Origin of the sequence: Reyranella sp. (genome assembly GCF_965279625.1) — a bacterium.
Lineage (GTDB): Bacteria > Pseudomonadota > Alphaproteobacteria > Reyranellales > Reyranellaceae > Reyranella.
In genome coordinates, this window is sequence record NZ_OZ257251.1 from 4108791 (window position 1) to 4132412 (window position 23622).

Genomic DNA, 23622 nt, shown 5'->3' on the forward strand with positions numbered 1-23622 from the left:
GGGCGCGGCCATTAGGTTGCGCCCGCCATGAAAGCCCGCGCCAATCCCGTCTATTCGAGCATCGACACGATCGATCTCGCCCTCGCCACGAAGCTCATCCAGAGCGTTGCCGGAGGGCCGAAGCCGGCGGTCGGCGGCATCAAGCTCGGGCTGGAGTTCTTCCTGGCCCATGGCGCGCCGGGCGTGCGCTACGCCTTTCCGACCCCGGTGCGGGCGACCGGCGTAGGCTTCTTCCTCGATCTCAAGCTGCACGACATTCCCAACACGGTGGCCGGTGGCATCCGCGCGGTGGTCGACCTCACGCCCACCTTCATCACGATCCATGCGAGCGGTGGCCGCGAGATGATGAAGGCGGCGGTCGAAGAGGCCGGTTCGCAGGCGGCGAAGCTGAACGTCGCGCGGCCGAAGCTGCTCGGCGTCACCGTGCTCACCTCGCTCGACCGGGCCGATCTCGAATCGACCGGTATCAATGCCGATCCGTCGGACCAGGTGCTGCGGCTTGCGGCGCTGGCGCATGAAAGCGGCCTCGACGGCGTGATCTGCTCGCCGCACGAGATCGCGGCCCTGCGCAAGCAATGTGGTCCCGACTTCGTGCTGATGGTGCCGGGCATCCGTCCGGTCGGCAGCGCCGCCAACGACCAGAAGCGGGCGATGACGCCGCGCCAGGCCGTCGATCTTGGCGCCACGAATCTCGTCGTCGGGCGGCCGATCTATCAGGCGGCCGATCCGCGCGCCGCCGCCGAGGCGATCGCGCGCGAGGCCGGCGTCAACGACCTATGACCGTTGAAGCCAAAATCTGCGGTCTGTCGACGCCGGAGACTGTCGATGCCGCGGTGGAAGCCGGCGCGGGCTTCGTGGGCTTCGTGACCTTTCCGCGCTCGCCGCGTCACGTCGGGTCGCTCGATCTGCTCAAGGCTTTGGGCGCGCGTGTCCCGTCGAGGGTGATCCGGGTCGGCCTGTTCGTCGATGCCGATGATGCGCTGATCGACGAGCGTGTGGCGACCGGCGCGATCGACATGCTGCAGCTTCATGGTGCCGAGACGCCGGAGCGGCTCGCTGCACTCAAGGCACGGACCGGCAAGCCGGTGATGAAAGCGATCAAGGTCGCGGCGCCTGCCGATGTCGAACGCGGTATTGCGGCCTATAGCGGCGTTGCCGATCGGCTGATGTTCGATGCCGCCGACGGCACGCTGCCGGGCGGCAATGCGAAGGCCTTCGACTGGACCTTTCTGTCGGGCCGGACCGTGCGGCTGCCATGGTTCCTCGCCGGTGGACTCAATCCCGGAAATGTCGCCGAGGCGGTCCGCGTCACCGGCGCGCGCGCCGTCGACGTCTCTTCTGGTGTAGAAGCGACGCGCGGAGTGAAATCCACTGAATTGATCCGCGCCTTTCTGGGCGCCGTACGAGTGCTTTGAGGAGCAGAGGGCATGAAAGTCGAAGAGCGGCTGAAGGAGCTCCGCATCGAGCTTCCCGAGGCGACCACGCCGATGGGAAGCTACGTCAATGCCGTGCGTACCGGCAACCTGCTCTACATGGCCGGCAAGGGGCCGGGCCTGCCCGGCAAGCCGCTGCCCGTGGGCAAGGTGGGACGTGATTTCTCGCTCGAGCAGGCCAATCGCCTCGCACGCGACACCGGTCTCAGCATTCTCGGCGCCCTCAAGGCCGAGCTGGGCGATCTCGATCGCGTGAAGCGCATCGTCAAGGTGCTGGGTATGGTCAACGCCACGTCGGAATACGGCAGCCATCCGGAAGTGATCAACGGCTGCTCGGATCTCTTCGTCGAGGTGTTCGGCGAGAAGGGCCGCCATGCCCGCTCTGCGGTCGGCATGGGCTCGCTGCCGCGCGGCATCCCGGTCGAGATCGAGGTGATCGTCGAGCTCGAGGACGACGCGCCGCCCCCGGCGCCCGCCGTTGCGGCCAAGCCGGCCGCTGCCAGGCGCAAGGCTGCGCCCGCCCCGAAGGCGGCGCCCAAGGCGAAAGCGGCCAAGAAGAAGAAAAACTAGGGCTTTTGACCGACCCCCGCCGGGACTGCTAATCCGGCCCGTCCCGATAGGAAGAGCAATGCCCAGCGCACCCAACAGTTTCCGCACCGGCCCTGACGAGCGTGGGCACTTCGGCATTTTCGGCGGCCGCTACGTCGCCGAGACACTGATGCCGCTGATTCTCGACCTGGAGAAGGCCTACAACGAGGCCAAGGCCGATCCGTCGTTCCAGAACGAGCTCGACTATCTGCTGGAGCACTATGCCGGTCGCCCCAGCCCGCTCTATTTCGCCAAGCGCCTGACCGAGAAGCTGGGCGGCGCAAAAATCTACTTCAAGCGGGATGAGCTGAACCACACGGGCAGCCACAAGATCAACAACGTGCTGGGCCAGGTTCTGATGGCCAAGCGCATGGGCAAGACGCGGGTCATTGCCGAGACCGGCGCCGGCCAGCACGGCGTCGCCACCGCCACCGCCTGCGCGTTGTTCGATATTCCCTGCGTGGTCTTCATGGGGGCCGTGGACGTCGAACGTCAGGCGCCCAACGTCGTGCGCATGAACATGCTGGGCGCCGAGGTGCGCGCCGTGACGGCGGGATCGGCCACGCTCAAGGACGCCATGAACGAGGCGCTGCGCGACTGGGTCGCGACCTGCGAGAATACGTTCTACTGCATCGGCACCGTGGCGGGCCCGCATCCCTATCCGGCGATGGTGCGCGACTTCCAGTGCGTCATCGGCAACGAGACGCGCGTGCAGATGATGAAGGCCGAGGGCCGTCTGCCCGACACTCTGGTGGCGTGCATCGGCGGCGGCTCGAATGCGATGGGTCTGTTCCATCCGTTCCTCGACGACAAGGGCGTGCGCCTCGTCGGCGTCGAGGCGGGCGGCAAGGGTGTGGAGACCGGTGAGCATGCCGCGTCGCTCACGGGGGGGCGCCCGGGCGTGCTGCATGGCAACCGCACTTACCTCCTGCAGGACAAGGAAGGCCAGATCACCGAGGCGCATTCGATCTCCGCCGGCCTCGATTACCCCGGCATCGGGCCCGAGCATTCCTGGCTGAAGGAGATGGGCCGCATCGAGTACGTGTCGGCCACCGACGATGAGGCACTCGCGGCCTTCCAGATGCTGTGCAAGCTGGAGGGGATCATCCCGGCGCTCGAGCCGGCCCACGCTCTGGGGCATGTGATCAAGCTCGCGCCCACCTTGCCGAAGGACAATCTGCTGGTGATGAATCTCTGCGGACGCGGCGACAAGGATGTCTTTGCCGTAGCCGAACGCCTGGGGATGAAGATCTGACCATGAGCCGCATCGCCAAGCGCTTCGCCCGACTCAAGGCCGACAAACGTGCCGGTCTCGTCACCTACGTCACAGCCGGCGATCCCAACCTGGACGTCAGCTACCAGATCCTGAAGGGCCTGCCGGCGGCCGGCGCCGATCTCATCGAACTCGGCATGCCCTTCACCGACCCCATGGCCGACGGCCCGTCGATCCAGCTCGCGGGTCAACGTGCGCTGAAGGCCGGTATCACCGTCGATGCGACCTTCGACATGGTGCGTCGCTTTCGCAAGGAAACCGGCGACAACGACACGCCGATCCTGCTGATGGGCTACTACAATCTCGTCTACCAGCGCGGCCCCGAGCGCTTCTGCAAGGATGCCGCCGCCGCCGGCGTCGACGGGTTCATCCTGGTCGACCTGCCGCCGGAAGAGGCCGACGAACTGAAGCCCTATGCGGTCGCGGCCGGCATCGACACCGTGCTGTTGACGGCCCCCACCACCAACGACGAGCGCCTGCCGGCGGTGCTGAAGTACTCGTCAGGTTTCGTCTATTTCGTCTCCGTGCTCGGTATCACCGGCACCAGTTCGGCGACTGAGGAAGCCGTGCGCACCCATGTCGAGCGCATCAAGCGTCACACCGAATTGCCGATCGGCGTGGGCTTCGGTATCCGCACGCCCGATCAGGCTGCGGCCATCGCCCGTCACGCCGATGCCGCGGTCGTGGGCTCCGCCATCGTCGAGCGCGTGAAGGCCGGCCTGGACGACCACGGCAAGGCCAAGCCCGACCTCGTGCCGGGCGTCTTCGCCTACATCAAGGCGCTCGCCGACGGCGTCAGGGGCGTGCGCAAGGCTTAAGTCTTCCCGGCAAGCTAACTTTTGACCTCATCCTGAGGAGCGCCCGCAGGGCGCGTCTCGAAGGATGGGCTACAGGCGCGGTGCGCGTGTCCATGCTTCGAGACGGCTACTGCGCAGCCTCCTCAGCATGAGGTTGCCTCTCAATCTTCGAAGTTCAGGTCCGCGACGTACGGGTTGGTCTTGCGTTCCCAGCCGAAGGTCGAGGTCTGGCCGTGGCCGGGGACGAAGGTGATGTCGTCGCCGAACGGCCACAGGCGATGGCGGATCGAATCGAGGAGCTGATCGTGATTGCCGCGCGGGAAATCCGTGCGGCCGATCGAACCCCGGAACAGCACGTCTCCCACGAACGCCACCTTTGCGGGCTTGTTCACGAACACGACATGGCCCGGCGTATGGCCGGGGCAGTGCACCACGTCGAAGGTCGCATTGCCGAGGCTCACCGTCTCGCCATGGGTCAGCCAGCGGTCGGGCACGAACGGCTTGTAGACGGGGAAATTGTACTTCTTGCCCGAGTCCGGCAGGCCCTCGATCAGGAACAGGTCGTCCTCGTGCGGTCCCTCGATCTTGACGCCGTAGTGCTCGGCCATGGTGCCGGCGGCCGAGGCATGGTCGACATGGCCGTGGGTCAGCAGCACCTTGGTGACCTTGATGCCCTGCTGGTCGATCGCCTGCTTGAGCATGTCGAAGTCGCCGCCCGGATCGACGGCGGTTCCCTCCATGGTCTCGTCGCACCAGACGATGGAGCAGTTCTGCTGAAACGGGGTGACGGGAGCGATCATGACCTTGAGCATCTCTCCGATCTAATGCCTCCCGCGGGCGGTTGGAAGGGCGTATGCTGCCGACCCCTCCGGCATCGATGGCAATGAACGTGCGTCTTCTGCTGTGCATTTTGGGCTTGTTTGCCCTGTCGTTGGTCCCGGCGCGGGCCCAGATCGCCCCCGTGGCCTCGCCCTCCGGACCCGTTCCGGCGGGCCCGTATGTCGTGGTCGACGTGGCGACCGGCGAGGCCCTGCTGGACCGCAATGCCGGAACGCTCTGGTATCCCGCGTCGCTCACCAAGATGATGACGCTCTATATCGTCTTCGAGGAACTCAAGGCCGGGCGCCTCCAACTCAACGCAACGCTTTCGTTCACGGAGAATGCCCGCACCAAGCCGTCTTCCCACTTGGGCTTGGCGCAGGGTCGGACCATCACGGTCGAGCAGGGGATACAGGCGCTGGTCGCACGGTCGGCAAACGACGTGGCGACGGCTTTCGGCGAGCGCCTCTCGGGCTCGGAGCCGGCCTTCGGCCAGCGCATGACCGAGACGGCGCAGCGGCTGGGTATGACGGCCACGACCTTCCGCAACGCCAACGGACTGCCGGATCCGGCACAGACCACGACCGCGCGCGACATGGCCATCCTCGCCCTCGCGATCATCAAGGACTTCCCGCAGTACTACGGCTACTTCCGCACCAAGGAGTTCATGCTGGGCAACCAGCTGATCGGGCCGGGCATCAAGTTCCTCGATCTCTATTCGCCCTATGCCGACGGCTTCAAGACCGGCTTCATCTGCGCCTCGGGATTCAACATCGTGGGCAGCGCGGTGCGCGACGGAAGGCGGCTGGTCGCCGTAGCCTTCGGCTTCCGCCGCGGCGACCTGCGCGACGAATTCCTGGTTCGCCTGTTCGACGAGGCCTATGCGCTCAAGACCGGCGGCAACCGCCAGAAGGTCTGGCAGCTGCGCAACGGCGAGGGCGGCCCGGTGACGGTCTTGCCCTACGGCGAATGCGGCGGCATCCGCTACGACATGCCGGGCGATGCGGTCTGGCTCGGCACCTTCGGCGACTGGCGAACGGCGAAGAATGTGTTCGATGCCGGACAGGCGAGCCTGATGGCCATGGGCGTGTCGCACCCCGGCAAGGAGTACATCCTGCCTGTCACCTCCAACAAAGTGACGAAACAGGCCGCTATTATCGCCGACCTCGAGCCGGCGACGGCGCAGAGACTGTGCGCCGAATACCAGGCCCGGAAATCCTTCTGCGTCGTGAAGAAACCTTCGGACTTCTCGGCCCCCTATAGCGGGTTCTGGCGCTGACCTTGGCCCATCCGCTCATTCGTGGCATACCGCGCCCATGAACTGGCTGACCAATTTCGTCCGCCCCAAGTTGCGCGCGCTGGTCGCCCGCAAGGAAGTGCCGGACAATCTCTGGGTGAAGTGCCCCAAGTGCGAACAGATGCTGTTCACGCGCGACTGGGAGGCCAACCAGGAGGTCTGCAGTCACTGCGGCCATCACATGCGGCTGCGTCCGATGAAGCGGCTGCCGTTCCTGTTCGACGAGGGCAAGTACGAGCTGCATCCGCTGCCGCGGGTGAATGCCGATCCGCTCAAGTTTCGCGACACCAAGCGCTATGACGCGCGCCTGAAGGAGGCCCAGGCCAAGGCCGAGGGCACGACCGATGCGCTGGTCGTGGCGAGCGGCCTGATGGGCAGCCGCCTGTCCGTCGTGGCGCTGCTCGACTTCGGCTTCATGGGCGGCTCGATGGGCACCGCCGTGGGCGAGGGGCTGGTCATGGCCGCCGACCTCGCCGTCGCCCGCGGGGCGCCGCTGATCATCTTCTCGGCCTCGGGCGGCGCGCGCATGCAGGAAGGCATCCTCTCGCTGATGCAGCTCACGCGCACGACGATCGCGGTGCGCAAGGTCAAGCAGGCGGGGCTGCCCTATATCGTGGTGCTGACCGATCCGACCACCGGCGGCGTCTCGGCTTCGTTCGCCATGCTGGGCGACGTCCACATCGCCGAGCCCGACGCCATCATCGGCTTCGCCGGCCCGCGCGTGATCCAGGACACGATCCGCCAGGAGCTGCCCGAGGGTTTTCAACGTTCGGAGTATCTGCTGGAGCACGGCATGGTCGATGCCGTCGTCCACCGTCACAAGCTGCGCGAGACCCTGATCCGCATGGTCTCCCTGTTCATGGATCCGCTAGTCGTCGAGAGCCGCGCCCTCGCGGAGACCGGTCGCTGACGTGACCGCGAACGATCCGATCGTTCAACGCCTGATGAGCCATCATCCGAGGGTCATCACCCTCGGGCTGGAGCGCATCGAGCGCCTGCTGCAGCGCCTGGGATCGCCGGAAAAGAAGCTGCCGCCGCTGATCCATGTCGCCGGCACCAACGGCAAGGGCTCGCTGGTCGCCTATCTGCGCGCCATGGCCGAAGCCGCGGGATATCGCGTCCATGTCTACACCTCGCCACATCTCGTGCGCTTCAACGAGCGCATTCGTATCGCCGGCCAGTTGATCGAGGACGATCTGCTCGACTCGATGCTGACCGAATGCGAGGAGGCGAATGGCGAGACCCCGATCGCCTTTTTCGAGATCACGACGGCGCTGGCCTATTTGGCTTTCTCGCGCGTGCCGGCCGACCTAGGCATCATCGAGGTCGGTATGGGCGGCCGCTTCGACGCCACCAACGTGATCGATCCCATCCTTTCGGCCATCACGCCGGTCGGCTATGACCATACCGGCTTCATGGGCGACAAGCTCGAAGGCATCGCCTGGGAGAAGGCGGGCATCCTGAAGCGCGCGACCCCGGGCGTGATCGGTCGTCAGCGCGATGTGAGTGCGCAGGTGATCGAGACCGAGGCGGCCAAGCTCGCGGCACCCCTGTTCCGCATGGGCCGCGAATGGCAGGTGATGCCAAAGGACTCAGGCTTTCGCTACGAAAGCGATCTCCTGACGCTCGACCTTCCCAATCCTGCGCTGGCGGGGGCACACCAGATCGACAACGCCGCGACCGCCGTCGCCTGCATCGAGCGCCTGCGGGCGGCGCGGCTCGACATCGGCGATGCCGCGATCCGCAAGGGTCTCGCATCTGTGGAATGGCCGGCGCGCCTGCAACGTCTCACCAAGGGACCGCTGCCGAGTTCGCTGCCGGTGGGTTGCGAACTCTGGCTCGACGGCGGCCACAACGAGGATTGCGGTATCGTGCTCGGCCGCATGGCGGCGGAGTGGGCGAGGGAGCCGGCGCCGCTGCCGCTTTATCTCGTCTTCGCCATGCAGACGACGAAGGACGCTTCGGGCTTCCTGCGGCCGCTGGCGCCCCATGCCACTGCGGCGCGTGCGGTACCGTTTCCCGAAGGTCACGCCGCCTACACCCCGCAGGAAGCCTGCGCGCGGGCGGCCGATGTCGGGCTCGAGTGCGCGCCCGCAAACGACATCGGCGCGGCACTGGAAGACCTTATGGCCACCCAGCCCGCGCCGATGCGCATTCTCATCTGCGGCTCGCTCTACCTTGCGGGCGAGGTCCTCGTCCGCAACGGCTGAGCCTGGATCGGATCAAACGACGGTGTTGATCCAGCTCACCAGCTTCTGCTTCGGCTCGGCGCCGATCTTGGTGGCGGCGACCTGGCCGTTCTTGAACAGCAGCAGGGTCGGGATCGACCGCACGCCGTAGCGCGTCGGGGCCATCGGGTTCTCGTCGATGTTGATCTTCACGACCTTGAGCTTGCCGTCCATCTCCTTGGAGATGTCCTCGAGCGAGGGACCGATCATGCGGCAGGGGCCGCACCACTCGGCCCAGAAGTCGACGAGGACGGGCGTGTCGGACTTCAGGACTTCCTCTTCGAAGGAAGCATCGGTTGCTTTAACGGTCATCGCGGGTTCTCCCAAAAACACTTACAGGCCGGTCGATGGGACCGGCGCCGCCCTTGGCCCAGAAGCTAGGAACGCACGCCCCCCGAGTCAAGATGCGGTGGCATAAGGCATTGATTTATCTAGGGTTTCTTCGGCGATCTCCATGAGCCGGGGGGCCGCCGTCCAGAGTAGGAAGGCTCGCACCCTCCGGCCGGGATAAATGCGCTGGAGCAGGGCGCGATAGAGCGCGAGCTGGCGGCGATAGACCAGCGCCACGCCCTCGGCCGAGTCCGGCGGGGGCCGGTTGGTCTTGTAGTCGACGATCAGGACTTCCGTGTCCGACACGGCCAGCCGGTCGACCTGGCCGCTGACTGTGAAGGTGCCGCGCGGCGTCAGAAGGGTACCGATCAAAGGCACTTCCGCGCGCGATCCCGGAGCGAACAGCGCGGCATGCGCCGGCGCTTCGGTGACGGAAAGCGCTTCGCCGCCCCATTGCTCGATGTCCTGCGACGAGAGCCCGTGCGCCGGCTGCGCGAGGTACCGGCGGGCGGCGTCGGCCCGCTCCGCCGGCGGCAGGCCGGGGAGATGGCGCAGCAGATCGTGCAACAGCAGGCCGCGCTGCCAGCGCCGGGGATCGTCGGCGATCAGTGGACTGTAGGCCCGTGGCCCGCCAGCGGCCTCGTCCGGCAGAGGCTGCGAGGGCGCGAGGGGGGTCGGCGGATCGGGTTCGCCCGGCGCGGGCTCGGTCCACCAGTGGGGCAGCGGCGCCTCGTCGGCGATCGGCAGCTCGGGCTGCTCGGCCTCGACGATATGGCCTTCGTTCGCGAGTTCGAAGCCGTCGCCCGACCAGCCCTCGTCCGGCAGAAGCGGCATAAAGTCGAAGGTCTTGGCGACGGCGCGGACGCGGGGCGGCGCGTCGTCCGGCATCGCGGCCTCGGTGCTGGCGCGCAGGCCGGCTTCGATCCGCTCGTACCAGCAGCCGCGATCGGCCTTGCGGGTGCCGGTCCAGCCGCCGACATAGAGCCGGTCCTCGGCCCGCGTCATGGCGACGTACAGGAGCCGGTTCTGCTCCTCCAGGGCGCGGCCGTGGATCTCACCCCGCCAGGTGCGCGCAGCCTCGTTGGCGTCGTCGGTGCGCGGCAGCCAGAGCCGGGCTTCGTCGTCAGTGCCGGCCAGCAGACGCTCGCGGTTCTGCGGCACCCTGGTCGTGTCGGGCAGGTAGACGATCGGCGCCTGCAGGCCCTTCGAGGCATGCACGGTCAGGATGCGCAGCTCACGCCGCCGGTTCTGGTCGAGGTCGCGCTTGATCTCGCCGCCCCCCGTCTCGAACCAGCGCAGGAAACCCTGCAGCGAACCGCCTTCGATCCCCTGGTATTGCAGCGCCCGCGCCAGCAGCTCGTCGATTGGATCGGAGGCCTCGCGGCCGAGCCGCTCCAGCAGCCGCCGCCGGCCGCCCTGCGGGCCGAGCGCGCGGGCGAAGAAGTCGAACGGCGTGTCGTAGTCGGCGCGCCGGAGCCAGTCGGCCAGGGTCGCGTAAGCCGCGGCAAACGGCGCCTCGGCCGCGCGCTCGCGCAACGCGCGCCACAGATGGCCGGGGCGCTTCCAGGCCAGGCTGAAGAGCTGGTCCTCGTCGAGCCCGACCAGCGGCGACTTCAGCAGGGCCGCGAGATTGAGATCGTCCTGCGGCAACAGGACGAAGCGCGCCATCGCCAGCAGGTCCTGAATCGCGAGTTCCTGGCCGAGGTTCAGACGGTCGACGCCCGCGACCTCGACGCCCTCGCGCTTCAACGCCCGTACCAGCGCGCTCACGAAATCGTTGCGCCGTCTCACCAGCACCATGAAGTGGCCGGCATGCAGTTTCTCGCCGTCGCGCGCGCGGCGCTCGGTGCCGATCAACTGCTTGGCGTGCGCGGCGATCAATCGCGCCAGCCGTTCGTGCGGCAACCCCTGGGCCGCGCCACTGCCGATGCGCTCGACATCCGTGGTGTCGACCTCGTCGTCGCTGCCGCCGACCAGCGGCCAGAGCTCGACCCGTCCCGGCTCGTTCTTGCGGCTGGGCACGTGCCGGACCTTGCCGGCCTCGCCGACGCCGCGCGCGGTGTCGGTCTCGCCGAACACCCAGTCGACGGCATCGAGCACGGCCGGTGTCGAGCGGAACGAGACGTTCAGACCGACCGGCACGAACATCCGGTCGGCGATGCGGCTGCGCTCGTCGAACCACTGGCGCATCTCTTCGAGCTTGCGCGGGTCTGCGCGCTGGAAACCGAAGATCGACTGCTTGGTGTCGCCGACGGCGAAGATGGTGCGGCTGCGCCCGACCGCGCCCTCGCCCACGAAGAACTCCTCAGTGAGACGGCGGATCACTTCCCACTGGTCGGGATTGGTGTCCTGCGCCTCGTCGACCAGTACATGATCGATGCCGCCGTCGAGCTTGAAGAGCACCCAGGCGGCGCTTTCCGCGGTCTCCAACAGGCGGCGCGTCGCCACGATCAGGTCGTCGTAGTCGAGCACGGCGCGGCGGCGCTTGGCGCGCGTGTAGCGGTCGGCGACGTCGAGGCCGAGCCGCAGCAGGGCCTGGGTCAGTTCGACCAGCGCCTGCCCTCGCGCGCATTCCAGACGATCGGCCTCGGCCTCGAGAATGTCGACGATGCCGGGCAGGCGCTTCTGCGCCGCCTTGGTCGCCAGCGTCTTGCGCGGCTGTCCTTCGCTGGTGAAGAACACGCCGCGATAGGCGGGACTGAGATCGTTGCGGTCGTCGGCCAGCCAGGTCGCGATCTTCTGGCCGTTCGGCGCGTCGGTCTTGCCGCCGGCCTCGATCAACGCCCGGGCCGCCTCGCGCAGGGCGGCTTCGTCGAGCGGCACCGCGCCTTCGCATTTCAGCTGCCTGCGCAGCCGTGCACCCAGCTTCGCGAGACCGGCTTCATCGACGACATGCGCCAGCAGCCAGGCGCGCTCGCTCAGCAGCCGCGTCATCAGCTCCGCGTATTCGGCGATCGAGACCTTGGCGGCAACGCTGGCGAGGGCGGCGGCCAGCGCAGGCGGCGCGTCGCTGCGCGCCAGGGCTTCCATCTGCTCGTCCTGAACGCGACGCAGGATTGTCTGCGCCTCGGCTTCGTCGAGAATGTCGAAGCCCGGCGCGACGCCCGCCTCGAGCGGGAAACGCTTGAGCAGCGCCTGGCAGAAAGCATGGATGGTCAGGATGTTGATGCCGCCCGGCGCATCGAGCACGCGCGCGAACAGGCGGCGTGCCACGACGCGCTGCGCTGGATCGGGCGCCTTGTCGATCAGCCGGGTGATGGCGTCGTCGAGCTTCGCTTCGTCGGCCAGTGCCCAGCGGCCAAGCTGGTGGGCGAGGCGGTTGCGCATTTCGGCGGCCGCCGCCTTGGTGAAGGTGAGGCAGAGGATGCGTTCGGGCTTGACGCCGTCGAGCAACAGCCGGGTCACGCGGTCGGTGAGGACCTTCGTCTTGCCCGTGCCGGCATTGGCCACGACCCAGGCCGAATGATCGGGTGTCGTGGCGCGCCGCTGCGCTTCGGTCGCAAGGGCGATGGCGTCGAGTACGTCGCTCATTCCTCGCTGCCTCCCGCCGTCGACCATTCGGCGATCCGCTCGAGATGGGCATAGTCGTTGAAATAGGGGCCGTAGGCCGGCCAGGGCAGCGCGGGATAGGGAGTGTCCGGCTTGGCGAAGTGATGGGCCATCCGCTCGACCAGCGCGATCATCTCCGTCACCAGACTGTCGCTGTCCTTGATCTCGGACACCTTGCCGCCGTCGCCGAGGCCGTTGGCCTGCCAGTAGGAGAGGCGTACCGTCTTCGCCTTGCCGTCGATCTTCTCGAAGCCGCCGCGCTCGGCCATTGCCGCTTCGAGAAGGAGCTGCGGCGCGAACAAGGCCTCGAGTTCGTCCTTGGTCGGTACGCGGCCGGTCTTGTAGTCGATGATTTCCCAGGCCCCGCGCTCCAGCTCGTCGACCCGGTCGGCCCGCGCCTCGATGCGGAGCGGTCGCGCAGCCGGTCCGACGGTGATTGCACCCTCCGTCTCGCTGTCCAGCAACCTGGCGCCGGTGGCACGGCGCGTGTTTTCCTGGGCGACGAACCAGCGCGCGAGGCGCTGGAAGCGCGGCCACCAGAAGGCGCGTTCTGCCGGCGCCGTCAGCAGATCACGGAGATGTCTCTCACCCATCGTCTCGAATTCCCGCACGGCGTCGGGCGGCAGCACGCCGGAGGGATGCGCCCGCATGAACTCGTCGAGCGCGTCGTGCAGGGCGTTGCCGCGATCGGCTGCGCCCAGTTCTTCTTCCAGCGATTTCAGCGCCTTCAGATCGAGGATGCGCCGCGCGTAGAGACCGTAGGGATCGCGCCGCCACTGCTCGATGCTCGAGACCGAGAGCCGTGTCGGCCGCGCCTCGACTGGCGGTCGCGGCTCGGGCCGCGGCCACGGCTCATAGGTGTCGGGCCGGTCGATCGCCTCGGCCCAGGCGACGAAGCTGCGCCGGCCGCGCTGGATATACTCCGGCACCGGCGCGTTGCCGCCCGGGTCGTACCCGAACAGCGCATCGAGGCGCGCCAGCCAGCGCGACGGAACGGTGGGCGCGCCACCCTCGCGTTCGGCACGCGTCAGCAACACCCGTTCGGCGCCGAGGGCGGCCACGAAATCGTGCGCCGAGAGGCCGATCCGGCGCTCGGGCTGCTGCAGGCCGAGTTCGGCGCGCATCGGGCGGTTGATCCACGGGCCGGTCTCGACGGCCGGCGGCCAGGTGCCTTCGTTGAGGCCGCCGAGCACCAGAAGGTCGGCGCGTTGCAGGCGGGCCTCGAGCGGTCCCCAGATCGACAGGCGCGGGTGACGTCCGAAGGACGGGCGGATCGTCTCCGGTTCCAGCATCGCGGCGAACAGGCCGGGCCATTCGCCCGAGGCGATCGCGGGCCGGTTCGCCCAGGCTGTGCGCAGCCGTCCCAGCACGTCGGCCAGCGCGCTGCCGGTTTCACCCGACCACAGCGTCTCGGGCGGCGCGATTTTCTCCGCCGCGGCGATCGTGGCGGCAAGCAGGGCATCGGGCTCGGCGTTGCCGTGCATCAGCTCGACGAGCGGCCCGGCCGCCTCGTCGAGCCGGTCGAGCAGCGTCTTGAGGGCAGCGCGGTCGGCGGGATCGCCGAATTTCGATTCGTCCACGCGGGCGCGGATCGATGCCAGGCCCGGCGCGGGCTTGAGGCCGCGCAGGCACTTGCGGTCGAGACGCCGCGTCGCGTCGAGCACGAAGGCGCGGTCGAGGTCCAGGGTGCAGAGAGGGTGCTTGAGCAGCGCCAGCAACTCGACCGGCGCAAAGCCCGCATCGACCGCCGCGATCAGCGCATGCAGCAGCGCCACGGATGGCGTGTCGGCGAGCGGCGTCCCGGCGGAATCGTCGATGTCGATCTGCCAGCGCTTCAGTTCGGCGGTGACGCGCCGCGCCAACTCTCGGTCGGGCGTCACCAGCGCGGCGGTGCGCGACGGCGTGTCGAGAACGCTGCGGAGCGCCAGCGCGACGACCAGCGCTTCCTGATGCGGCGTGGCGCAATCGGCGCGGGTCACGTGCTCCAGCGAGGCGAGTTCCGGCCTGACCCAGGCATCGCTGGTCTCCGCCGGCCGCATCAACTCGGTGATGAGGAAGTGGCGGGCAGAATCGATCGCGGCGCCGGGCCATTCCTGGACGTCGGCGCGTGCGCGGTCCAGCGCGGCCAGCAGTTCACGCAGGCCATATTGCGGATGCGACGGATCGAGGGCGTTCCAGCTCGCCTCGTCCATGTCACGATCGAGGCCCGGCAGAACGACCGCGCCCTGCGGCAGTTCGGCGATCGCTGCGAGGAGGTCGCGCGTCGCCGGTTGCGAGCCGGTCGAGCCCGCTGCGATCACGGGCGTTCCGGGCGGCTGGGCGCGCCAGCGGGCGGCCTGGTTGCGGATGGCCCGCGTGCGCCGCTCGATGGCATCGATCTGTCCGCGCCCGGCCAGCATTTGCGGCCAGTGTTCACCCACGATGGCGAGGAACTTCAGCGTGCGCTGCCAGTGGCTCGCGAAGTTGCCTTCGACCAGCCCTTCGAGTTGTGAGAACGACACGCCTTCGATGGCAAGCTCGTCGAGCAGGCGGCCGAGTTCGCGCGCGAGTTTCAGCGCCTGCGCGGCCGATTGCGCGATGGGATGACCCTGGTCGTCGGTGAAGGCCGCCACGAGCTGCGTCAGCAGCGCCTCGCGCTCGGCGGGATCGATCGCGGGCGGCAGGGTGAGCGCATCGCCGTCGCCCGAGGCGATCTCCCATTCGCCGTCGTCTACATCGCCCAGCGGCGCCATGCGCGGCAGGATCGTGGGCGTGCCGTCGGCGGCGCGCAGGAAGGCTTCGCGCAGGGCGCGCACGGAGCGCCGCGTCGGCACGAGGATCAGCACATCGGCAAGGGCCAGCGGATCACCGCCATGCTCGGCCAGCACCACACGCGCCAGCTCGTCGGCGAAACGGCGCTCCGTGGCGATGGTGAAGACGCCTTTCATCCCAGCACGCGTTCCGCCTCGGCGAGCGCCGATGGCGTGCCGATGTGGAACCAGTCGCCGTCATGCACGAGGCCATGCAGTCGACCCGCCTGTTCGGCGCGGTTCCACAGCTTCAGGAGCGAGAAGGGGCCCTCGGGCGAGCCGTTGAACAGGCGCGAATCGCAGACGGAGACGCTGGCGAACATGTAGGGTGCCGTCTCGGCCGTGCCGCGATGGCGGACGCGGCCATCGGGCTCGAGATAGTAGTCGCCACGATCCTTCTCCTCGCAGCCGAAAGCGGTGGCGCGCGGATGAAGCAACAGCAGCGCGTCCATGCGTTCGGGATTCCAGGCGGCGGCGAGGCGTCCCAGCATCGACTCCGGCCCGTCGCGCCACAGCCCGTCGCCGTTCAGCACGAAGAACGGCGCGTTGCCCAGCAGGGGCAGCGCATTGCGGACGCTGCCGCCGGTTTCGAGCAGCCGGTCCTCGTGGAGGATGCGGGCCTGGCCGCGCAGCCGGTCGGCGATCTGGTTGCCGAGATGGTGGACGTTCACGACGATGTTCTGCACGCCGTTGCGCTGCAGGCGATCCATCGCCCGCTCCAGCATCGAGCGGCCGGCCACGGGGATCAGCGGCTTGGGCGTCGAATCGGTGAGGGGCCGCATGCGCTCGCCGCGGCCCGCCGCCAGGATCATCCCGCTGCGGATCACGGCGTTGCGCCGATGCGCCGCAGCTCCGGCGGCAGGGTGCGGTCGACCCAGGCGCGCAGCGGCGACAGCGCCTCATGCTGCAGGGCGCGCTCGAACATGCGCCAGACGCGCGGCAGGTGGCGCAGATAGTCGGGCTTGCCGTCACGCCGCAGCAGGCGAACGAACAGCCCGATGATGCGGGCGTGGCGTTGCGCGGCCATCAGGGCGAAGCCGGTCCGGAAGCCGGCCGCGTCGGCAATCCCCGCCTCTCCGACATAGCGGTCGAGGCAGGCGGCATGGACGGCGGGCGCCACGTCGCGGCGTGCATCCTCGATCAGCGATACGAGATCGTAGGAAGGATGGCCGCGCTGGGCGTCCTGGAAGTCGAGCAGGCCGCAGGCCTTCACGCCCGCCCGCGCCGGCAGCCACAGGAGATTATCCTGATGATAGTCGCGCAGCAGCAGCGTCTCGCCCGTGGTGGGAAGCGCGGCCAGGCATTCGCGCCACGCCGCGACGTAGCGCGCGATTTCCTCGGGCGGCGTGGGCGTGCCGGTCGCTTCCGACAGGTACCATTCCGGCAGCAGCATCGCGGCCTCGATCAGCGCGTCGCCCGCATAGGCGCCGAGGCCAGGCAGCAGGCTGCGCTCGCCGGCGCGATGGATCTGGACCAGCACGTCGGTCGCCCGGCCGTAGAGCTCGCCCTCGTCGCCGCCCGCCGCCAGCACGCGCGCATAGGTGTCGTCGCCGAAATCCTCCAGCAGCAGGAAACCGTTGTCGGCATCCTCGGCGAGGATCTCCGGTGCGCTGAGGCCGAGTGCGATCAGGTGTTTGCCGATCTGCACGAAGGGCCGCACGTCTTCCTGCGGCGGCGGGGCGTCCATGACGACCGCCGATCCGCGCGGCCGGCTCAGGCGGAAATATTTGCGGAACGAGGCGTCACCCGCCAGCAGCCGTTCGCCGGCATCGCCCCAGCCGGCGCGGCTCACGAACTCGGCACGCAGCTGGTCGCGTTCAGATTTCGCCAAAGCGGGAGTCTCCTTCCAGGATTGCGCGTCGGCCGTCGCCCTCGACCGACAGGCTGACGGTGAGCCGCTCGCGCGGCAGCAGCGGGCCCAGCCGCTCGGCCCATTCGACCAGGACCACGCCGTCGATGCGCGCCTCTTCCCAGCCCAGTTCGAAGACCTGTTCGGGCTCTTCCAGGCGATAGAGGTCGAAATGCCAGAAACTGCCGCGGCGGGTTTCGTAGACTTCGACCAGCGTGAAGGTGGGGCTGGGCACGATCAACGCCGGATCGCCGGCGGCGGCGCGCAGCAGGGCGCGCGCGAGGGTCGTCTTGCCGGCGCCGAGGCTGCCCTCCAGCGCCACGACGTCGCGCGGCCTCAGGCGGGCGGCCAGAACTGCGCCCAGCCGCTCGGTCGCGGCCTCATCGGGAAGGGGCAAAGAAAAAGTCGGCATCTTTCGATGCCGACTTTTAGCATGCGCCCCTGTGGGCGATTAGTACCGGTAGAGGTCGCCCTTGAACGGGCCGGTCTCGGGCACGCCGATATACTTGGCCTGGTCGGGGCGGAGTTTGGTCAGCTTGGCGCCGACCTTCTCGAGGTGGAGTGCCGCGACCTTCTCGTCGAGGAACTTCGGCAGCGTGTAGACCTGCTTCTCGTACTTGCCGGGATTGGTCCACAGCTCGATCTGGGCCAGCGTCTGGTTCGAGAAGGAAGCCGACATCACGAAGCTCGGATGACCGGTGGCGTTGCCCAGGTTCACCAGGCGACCTTCCGACAGAACGATGATGCGCTTGCCGTCGGCGAATTCGACCTCGTCGACCTGCGGCTTCACGTTGTGCCACTTGAAGTTACGCAAGGAGGCGATCTGGATCTCGCTGTCGAAGTGGCCGATGTTGCAGATGATGGCGCGGTGCTTCATCGCCTTCATGTGCTCGAGCGTCAGCACGTCGACGTTGCCGGTGGCGGTCACGAAGATGTCGGCCTTGGGGGCCGCTTCTTCCATGGTGACGACCTCGTAGCCTTCCATCGCCGCCTGCAGGGCGCAGATCGGATCGACTTCGGAGACCATCACGCGGCAGCCGGCCTGGCGCAGCGAGGCGGCCGAGCCCTTGCCCACGTCGCCGAAGCCCGCGACCATCGCGACCTTGCCCGACATCATGACGTCGGTGCCGCGGCGGATGCCGTCGACCAGCGATTCACGGCAGCCGTAGAGATTGTCGAACTTCGACTTGGTCACCGAGTCGTTGACGTTGATGGCCGGCCACAGGAGCTTGCCTTCCTTCGCCATGTTGTAGAGGCGATGGACGCCCGTGGTCGTCTCCTCGGTGACGCCCTTGATCGAGGCGCCGAGCTTGGCGTACCAGCCGGGCTTCTCCTTGTTGGTCTTGAGGATCGCCTTGTAGAGGACTTCCTCTTCCTCGTTGGTCGGGTTGGCGACCAGCGAGGGGTCCTTCTCTGCGCGGGCGCCGAGATGTACCAGCAGGGTGGCGTCGCCACCGTCGTCGAGGATCATGTTCGGCTCGCCGCCGTCATGCCACTCGAAGATCTTGTGGGTGTAATCCCAGTATTCCTCGAGGCTCTCGCCCTTGATGGCGAAGACCGGCGTGCCGGCCTTGGCGATCGCCGCGGCGGCATGGTCCTGCGTCGAGTAGATGTTGCACGAGGCCCAGCGCACGTCGGCGCCCAGCGCCTTCAGCGTCTCGATCAGCACGCCCGTCTGGATGGTCATGTGCAGCGAGCCGGCGATGCGCGCGCCCTTCAGCGGCTTCTTCGGGCCGTATTCCTTGCGGATCGACATCAGGCCCGGCATCTCGGTCTCGGCCATGTCGAGTTCCTTGCGACCCCAGTCGGCGAGCCCGATATCCTTGACGATGTAGTCGGCCATGTGGCGCTCCTTGGTGTGCCGGCGTCGGCAGGCGGAAAATTGTGGAAAGCGGGCGTGTCATAACAGCGGTCCGGGACCGCCTCAACGCGCCGGATCAACATATAAGCAAGAATTTATGTCGGTATGCGCGCGCCTTTATACGCGGCCGCAAATCGATCAATCTTCGCCGAATTTGCCTTCAACCAGCGCGGAGATCGCCGTCATCGCGTCCTTGGCCTGCTTGCCCGAACAGGCCACCTCGATCGAGCTGCCGATGCCGGCGGCCAGCATCATGAGGCCCATGATCGACAAGCCCGAGACTTCCTGACCCTTGTAGGAAACACGGATGATCGCGTCGAACTGGCCGGCGGTACGCACGAACTTGGCGGCGGCGCGGGCATGCAGGCCACGCTTGTTGGCGATGGCGAGGCTGCGCTTCAGGGTGCCGATGCCGGCTTCCGCGCTCGAATTCGCGGCGATGTCGCTCACGAGGCTTCCTTGGCCAGGATACGCGAGGCGACGGTGATGTATTTGCGGCCGGCCTCCTGCGCCATGCGCACCGCCTCCGCGATCGGCCGTGTGCGGACACTGGCGAGCTTCACCAGCATCGGCAGATTGACGCCGGCCAGCACCTCGACCCGGGCCTGCTCCATGATGGAGATCGCCAAGTTGGAGGGGGTACCGCCGAACATGTCGGTGAGGACGATGACGCCCTCGCCGGTTTCACAGGCCCGGACCCTCTCCAGAATTTCGCCGCGGCGTTTTTCCATGTCGTCGTCGGCACCTATGCAGACGGTCGACATGCATTGCTGCGGTCCGACCACATGCTCCAGCGCGGCTTTGAATTCCTGCGCCAGATTGCCGTGAGTCACGAGTACGATACCAATCATGCGTTCGCTCTACCCTGCGCCATCGGCCTCCCCGGCCGCCGCGACGTCCCGGTGGGAGAGAGTGACGGAGCGGCCGACGCTTCGCAACCAGTCTGCAAGCTCCTCGGCAAGGGCGACCGACCGGTGCTTGCCGCCGGTGCAGCCGACGGCGATGGTCAGATAGCTCTTGCCCTCCGCATCGAACCGGGGCAGCAGCGGCCCGATCAGGGCCTGCAACCTGTCCACGAACGGGCGGTAGTCGGGATCGGTTGCGATGAAGGCCGCGACGGCCGGGTCGCGACCCGTGAGCGGCTTCAGGGCGGCATTGTAATGCGGGTTCTTCAGGAAGCGGACGTCGAACACCAGGTCGGCCTCGCGCGGCAGGCCGCGACGAAACGAGAACGACATCACGGAAATGCGCGTGCCGGCCGTGCGGCCGAGACCGAAGTGCCCGGTCAGGATCTGCTTCAGACGGTGCGGCGACAGCGACGTGGTGTCGATGGTGAGGTCGGCCACGTCACCCATCCAGCCGATCTGCCGGCGCTCCTCACTGATGCCGTCGGCCACGGGACGATCGGGCGCCAGCGGATGGGGACGACGCGTTTCGGTGTAGCGCCGTTGCAGTGTCTCGGTGTCGGCCTCGAGAAAGAGGAGCCTCGCGGCAAGGCCGGGACGGTTCCGCAGCTCGTGGATGCGGGCAGCCAGTTCGCGCGCGTCGAAGCCGAAGGTGCGGGTGTCGATGCCGAGGGCCAGGGGCTGGGCACTTGCGCCCGCTTCGCCGCCGGTCGACCGCATCAGGTCGTCGAGCAGCGGCAGCGGAACATTGTCGACGGCGACATAACCCAGGTCGTCTAGGACATTCAGGGCGGTCCCCCGGCCGGCGCCGGACAGGCCGGTGACCACGACGAACGGCCGGCGTGTGCCGTCTGTGGTATCGGAAGCGGAAGGACTGGGATTGTCTGGCATGAGCGGCGCGCGCCGGATCATGCCGCCGTGTTTCGCGCGAGGGCAAGGCGCAACTTCGTCGGGGCGGAAGCCTCGAAGGGTGTCAGCGCCAGCACCGGCAGATCGACGTCCAGCAGGGTCTCGCGCACCCGATCGGGCAGGCGTTCGATGTGGTCCGGCGGCACGAGATCCACCAGCAGGGCGATCGTCGCCCGAGCGAGAAGCTGGGCGCGGCCGAGCTTCGCGATGCCGACGCCGCGCACTTCCAGCAGGCCTGCAAGCGTGGCAGGCGGCGTGGCGATTAGGCTGTGGCCCTGCCGGACCAGCGCCGTCTGATCGTCGGCCACCAGCCGCCCGCCTGCCTCGACGAGACGAAGCGCCAGGTCGGATTTGCCGGCGCCCGATGGCCCGCGCAGCAGGATGCCGCGCCAGCTCCTGCCGGCCGGCAAAGCGACGCAGGTCGCATGGACGAAGGTCGTGACCCGGATTGCCACTCAGGGCGTCACTTGCGGCCACTGGCCGCGGGCAGCCGCACCGTGAAGCGCGCGCCCAGCACCTTGCCGTCGGGGCCGTGCCGATTGGTGGCCGCGATCGTGCCGCCATAGGTTTCGACGATCTGCCGGCAGATCGACAGACCGAGACCGGAATGCTGGCCGAAATGCTCGGTCGGACGCTCCGAGTAGAAGCGCTGGAAGATCGATTCGAGATTGTCCTCGGGAATGCCCTTTCCCTCGTCGTCGATGGTGACGACGAAGGGGCCGTTCCGCGATTCGCGGCCGAGTTCGACGAGGATGCGCGAGCCCGACGGCGCAAAGGACAGCGCATTGTCGATGACGTTGCGGAACACCTGGCCGTAGCGGCCGTCGTGCCCGTGCGCCATGAAAGGCGGGTTGGCTGCGACCCGGAATTCGACCTCGACGCCGGACTTCTGATTGGCCGTTGCGGCATAGTGATGGACCATGTCGCGCAGCAGCTTGTCGAGGTCGACCGGCTTCACCTCGCCGCGCATCAGTTCGGCATCGAGCCGCGAGGCGTCGGAGATGTCGGAGATCAGCCGGTTGAGCCGGTTGATATCGTCCATCACGATCGCCATCAGCTTGGCGCGGCGTTCGGCATCCAGGTTGGGATGCCCCGCCATCTCGATGGCCGAGCGCAGCGACGTCAGCGGATTCTTGAGCTCGTGGGCGACGTCGGCGGCGAAACTCTCGATCGTGTTGATGCGCAGCCACAGCGCCTCGGTCATCGAGCGCAGCGCCTCGTTGAGGTCGCCGATCTCGTCCCCGCGCTTGCCGAGGTCGGGAATTTCCGGCCGGCTCTCGCGCGCCAGCCGGACCTCGTCGGCGGCACGCGCCAGCCGCACGATCGGCTGGGTGATGGTGCCGGCCAGGTAAAGCGACAGCAGCACGGTGATGCCCAGTGCCGCCGCGGCGATGGTCAGCATGTCGTAGCGGACCTCGCGCAGCGAGGCGGCGATGGCGCGGTTGTCGCGCGTCAGGAGAATGGCGCCCAGCACCTGCTTGTAGCGCTGGACCGGGACTGCGGCGCTCAGCAGCAGCCGTCCCTGACCGGCGCTGCGCACCGCCGACGCGTTGAAGCCGCGCAGGGCGCTGGCCGCCTCCGGAAAATCGCGCAGGGTCGGAACCGGCTTCTCGACATATTCGGGATAGTGGTCGACGCGCGACAGCTGGCGCGCGATCCAGTCGCTGACGCGCTCGCCGATGCTGTACTCGGGTTCAGCTTCGACGGGCACCTCGGGGGGCGGTAGCGGCACGACGTGGATGCGGCCCAGATCGTTCAGCATCGCCGAATCGGCCAGGAGCTCGCCGGTCTCGCTGAACAGGCGCGCCCGCACGCCGGTCGGCCGCACCAGCCGTGTGAGGAGCTGGCGTGCGGCGTCGGCGTCCATGCGATTGACCGTGGACTCGCCGCCGACCACCGCGACCTCGCCGATGCCGGCAGCCACCATCTCGCCCTGCACCAGCAACGAGGCGAGCTCGCTGTCGATCAGCTCTTCTTCGTAGTCGCTGAGATAGACGGCGCCCAGGGTCAGCAGCGCCACCGGAATGAGATTGAGCAGCAGGATACGCCGCGTGAGCGGGGAGTAGCCGCGGCTCACGCTGCGGCGACGGCGCAGGAGCGAGGGCGAGTCGGCGACAGCCGACGCCGGTCCCTTGCGTACCGCGCGCGGGAACAGCCGGCCGAGAGCCGCGGCAATCCGGGAGCTTAGCGTCTTCTGCCCGAGCGGATGCGCGCCGGGCTCAGGAGTCGCGGTATCGATATCCGATGCCATACAGCGTTTCGATCTGCTCGAACTCGCCATCGACCTCGCGGAACTTGCGGCGGACGCGCTTGATGTGGCTGTCGATGGTGCGGTCGTCGACGTAGATCGTCTCGCCGTAGGCCGCGTCCATCAGCTGGTCGCGGTTCTTCACGTGGCCAGGCCGCTCGGCGAGCGACTTGAGGAGCAGGAACTCGGTGACCGTGAGATGCACCTCCTTGCCCTTCCACGTGCATTGATGGCGGCTTGGGTCGAGGATCAGCTCGCCCCGCACGATGCGCTCGGCCGCGGCCTCGCCTTTGGCGCCGCCGACATCGGCGCGACGCAGCACGGCGCGGATGCGTTCGAGCAATAGGCGCTGTGAGAAAGGCTTGCGGATGAAATCGTCGGCGCCCATGCGCAGGCCCAGCACCTCGTCGATCTCTTCGTCCTTGGAGGTGAGGAAGATGACCGGGAACTGCTGCGTCTTGCGAATGCGGTTCAGGAGTTCCATGCCGTCCATGCGGGGCATCTTGATGTCGAAGATGCCGAGATCGGGAGGCGACTGGTTGAGGCCTTCCAGAGCCGATGCACCGTCATTATAGGTCTTGATCTGAAACCCTTCGGCTTCGAGCAGCATCGACACCGAGGTGAGGATGTTGCGGTCGTCGTCAACGAGGGCGATGTTCTTGCGCACGGCTTGGCTTCTCCTGCAGCGGACAACGGCTTTTATATCATGCTATCATAGACCGGGCCGCCGCCGCCGCCTTCCGGTCC

22 protein-coding genes are annotated in these 23622 nt (G+C 67.7%); 8 read left to right on the forward strand and 14 right to left on the reverse strand.

Annotation, left to right across the window (positions count from 1 at the left end; all coding sequences use genetic code 11):
* Positions 1 to 27 precede the first annotated feature (27 nt).
* Genes pyrF through trpA form a run of 5 tightly spaced genes read left to right on the forward strand, consistent with a single transcriptional unit; the run spans position 28 to position 4112 of the window.
* Entirely contained in the window at positions 28 to 780 is a 753-nt protein-coding gene (gene pyrF, locus ACQY78_RS19985) for an orotidine-5'-phosphate decarboxylase (protein WP_428677937.1), read from the forward strand.
* Complete coding sequence (locus ACQY78_RS19990) at positions 777 to 1415, forward strand: phosphoribosylanthranilate isomerase (protein WP_428677939.1); 639 nt, start codon at positions 777 to 779, stop codon at positions 1413 to 1415. The genes pyrF and ACQY78_RS19990 overlap by 4 nt, the downstream gene beginning before the upstream one ends.
* A 12-nt stretch (positions 1416 to 1427) precedes the next feature.
* Positions 1428 to 2003 (forward strand): RidA family protein, encoded by a 576-nt coding sequence (locus ACQY78_RS19995; RefSeq protein WP_428677940.1) that lies wholly within the window; start codon positions 1428 to 1430, stop codon positions 2001 to 2003.
* Positions 2004 to 2061: 58 nt separating this feature from the next.
* Entirely contained in the window at positions 2062 to 3276 is a 1215-nt protein-coding gene (gene trpB / locus ACQY78_RS20000) for a tryptophan synthase subunit beta (protein WP_428677942.1), read from the forward strand.
* Positions 3277 to 3278: 2 nt separating this feature from the next.
* Positions 3279 to 4112: a tryptophan synthase subunit alpha gene (trpA, locus tag ACQY78_RS20005; RefSeq protein WP_428677944.1), complete on the forward strand. Its 834-nt coding sequence runs from the start codon at positions 3279 to 3281 to the stop codon at positions 4110 to 4112.
* 140 nt (positions 4113 to 4252) lie between these two features.
* Here trpA and ACQY78_RS20010 read toward each other — a convergent pair whose 3' ends face one another.
* Positions 4253 to 4891, reverse strand: a complete 639-nt coding sequence (locus ACQY78_RS20010; protein ID WP_428677946.1) for an MBL fold metallo-hydrolase — start codon at positions 4889 to 4891, stop codon at positions 4253 to 4255.
* A gap of 53 nt (positions 4892 to 4944) precedes the next feature.
* On the opposite strand from ACQY78_RS20010, the gene ACQY78_RS20015 reads away from it, so the two are divergent.
* The 3 genes from ACQY78_RS20015 to ACQY78_RS20025 are packed head-to-tail and all read left to right on the forward strand — an operon-like array spanning position 4945 to position 8417.
* Positions 4945 to 6189 carry a D-alanyl-D-alanine carboxypeptidase family protein gene (locus tag ACQY78_RS20015; RefSeq protein WP_428677948.1) on the forward strand — a complete coding sequence of 415 codons (1245 nt, stop codon included), beginning with the start codon at positions 4945 to 4947 and terminating at the stop codon, positions 6187 to 6189.
* 37 nt (positions 6190 to 6226) lie between these two features.
* On the forward strand, positions 6227 to 7117 hold the full coding sequence (accD, locus tag ACQY78_RS20020; protein WP_428677949.1) for an acetyl-CoA carboxylase, carboxyltransferase subunit beta: 891 nt from the start codon (positions 6227 to 6229) through the stop codon (positions 7115 to 7117).
* A 1-nt stretch (position 7118) separates the two neighbouring features.
* Positions 7119 to 8417, forward strand: coding sequence for a bifunctional folylpolyglutamate synthase/dihydrofolate synthase (locus tag ACQY78_RS20025; protein WP_428677951.1), 1299 nt, complete (start codon positions 7119 to 7121; stop codon positions 8415 to 8417).
* Positions 8418 to 8429: 12 nt separating this feature from the next.
* On the opposite strand, the gene trxA is transcribed toward ACQY78_RS20025, so the two are convergent.
* The 13 genes from trxA to ACQY78_RS20090 form a co-directional block, all read right to left on the reverse strand.
* The gene (trxA, locus tag ACQY78_RS20030) at positions 8430 to 8747 is read right to left on the reverse strand and encodes a thioredoxin (RefSeq protein WP_295132524.1); all 318 of its coding nucleotides are present in this window, start codon (positions 8745 to 8747) and stop codon (positions 8430 to 8432) included.
* 87 nt (positions 8748 to 8834) lie between these two features.
* Positions 8835 to 12296, reverse strand: a complete 3462-nt coding sequence (gene addA, locus ACQY78_RS20035) for a double-strand break repair helicase AddA (RefSeq protein WP_428677953.1) — start codon at positions 12294 to 12296, stop codon at positions 8835 to 8837.
* Positions 12293 to 15241, reverse strand: coding sequence for a double-strand break repair protein AddB (gene addB, locus ACQY78_RS20040; protein WP_428677955.1), 2949 nt, complete (start codon positions 15239 to 15241; stop codon positions 12293 to 12295). The genes addA and addB overlap by 4 nt, the downstream gene beginning before the upstream one ends.
* Complete coding sequence (locus ACQY78_RS20045; protein WP_428677957.1) at positions 15238 to 15930, reverse strand: nucleotidyltransferase family protein; 693 nt, start codon at positions 15928 to 15930, stop codon at positions 15238 to 15240. Before ACQY78_RS20045 ends, addB begins: the two co-directional genes overlap by 4 nt.
* Positions 15927 to 16934 carry an aminoglycoside phosphotransferase family protein gene (locus ACQY78_RS20050; RefSeq protein ID WP_428677959.1) on the reverse strand — a complete coding sequence of 336 codons (1008 nt, stop codon included), beginning with the start codon at positions 16932 to 16934 and terminating at the stop codon, positions 15927 to 15929. The genes ACQY78_RS20045 and ACQY78_RS20050 overlap by 4 nt, the downstream gene beginning before the upstream one ends.
* On the reverse strand, positions 16921 to 17364 hold the full coding sequence (gene tsaE, locus ACQY78_RS20055) for a tRNA (adenosine(37)-N6)-threonylcarbamoyltransferase complex ATPase subunit type 1 TsaE (RefSeq protein WP_428677961.1): 444 nt from the start codon (positions 17362 to 17364) through the stop codon (positions 16921 to 16923). Before tsaE ends, ACQY78_RS20050 begins: the two co-directional genes overlap by 14 nt.
* 39 nt (positions 17365 to 17403) lie before the next feature.
* A complete protein-coding gene (ahcY, locus tag ACQY78_RS20060; RefSeq protein ID WP_422033817.1) occupies positions 17404 to 18795 on the reverse strand; it encodes an adenosylhomocysteinase in 1392 nt (463 codons plus the stop codon).
* Between the two features lie 156 nt (positions 18796 to 18951).
* A complete protein-coding gene (locus ACQY78_RS20065; protein ID WP_428677964.1) occupies positions 18952 to 19263 on the reverse strand; it encodes an HPr family phosphocarrier protein in 312 nt (103 codons plus the stop codon).
* Positions 19260 to 19664 (reverse strand): PTS sugar transporter subunit IIA, encoded by a 405-nt coding sequence (locus tag ACQY78_RS20070; protein WP_295132495.1) that lies wholly within the window; start codon positions 19662 to 19664, stop codon positions 19260 to 19262. The genes ACQY78_RS20065 and ACQY78_RS20070 overlap by 4 nt, the downstream gene beginning before the upstream one ends.
* A gap of 9 nt (positions 19665 to 19673) precedes the next feature.
* Positions 19674 to 20630, reverse strand: a complete 957-nt coding sequence (rapZ, locus tag ACQY78_RS20075) for an RNase adapter RapZ (protein ID WP_428677965.1) — start codon at positions 20628 to 20630, stop codon at positions 19674 to 19676.
* Positions 20627 to 21082, reverse strand: coding sequence for an HPr kinase/phosphorylase (locus ACQY78_RS20080; protein ID WP_428677967.1), 456 nt, complete (start codon positions 21080 to 21082; stop codon positions 20627 to 20629). The genes rapZ and ACQY78_RS20080 overlap by 4 nt, the downstream gene beginning before the upstream one ends.
* Positions 21083 to 21090: 8 nt before the next feature.
* On the reverse strand, positions 21091 to 22878 hold the full coding sequence (locus tag ACQY78_RS20085) for a stimulus-sensing domain-containing protein (RefSeq protein ID WP_428677969.1): 1788 nt from the start codon (positions 22876 to 22878) through the stop codon (positions 21091 to 21093).
* Positions 22847 to 23542: a response regulator transcription factor gene (locus ACQY78_RS20090; RefSeq protein ID WP_428677971.1), complete on the reverse strand. Its 696-nt coding sequence runs from the start codon at positions 23540 to 23542 to the stop codon at positions 22847 to 22849. The genes ACQY78_RS20085 and ACQY78_RS20090 overlap by 32 nt, the downstream gene beginning before the upstream one ends.
* Positions 23543 to 23622: the final 80 nt, after the last annotated feature.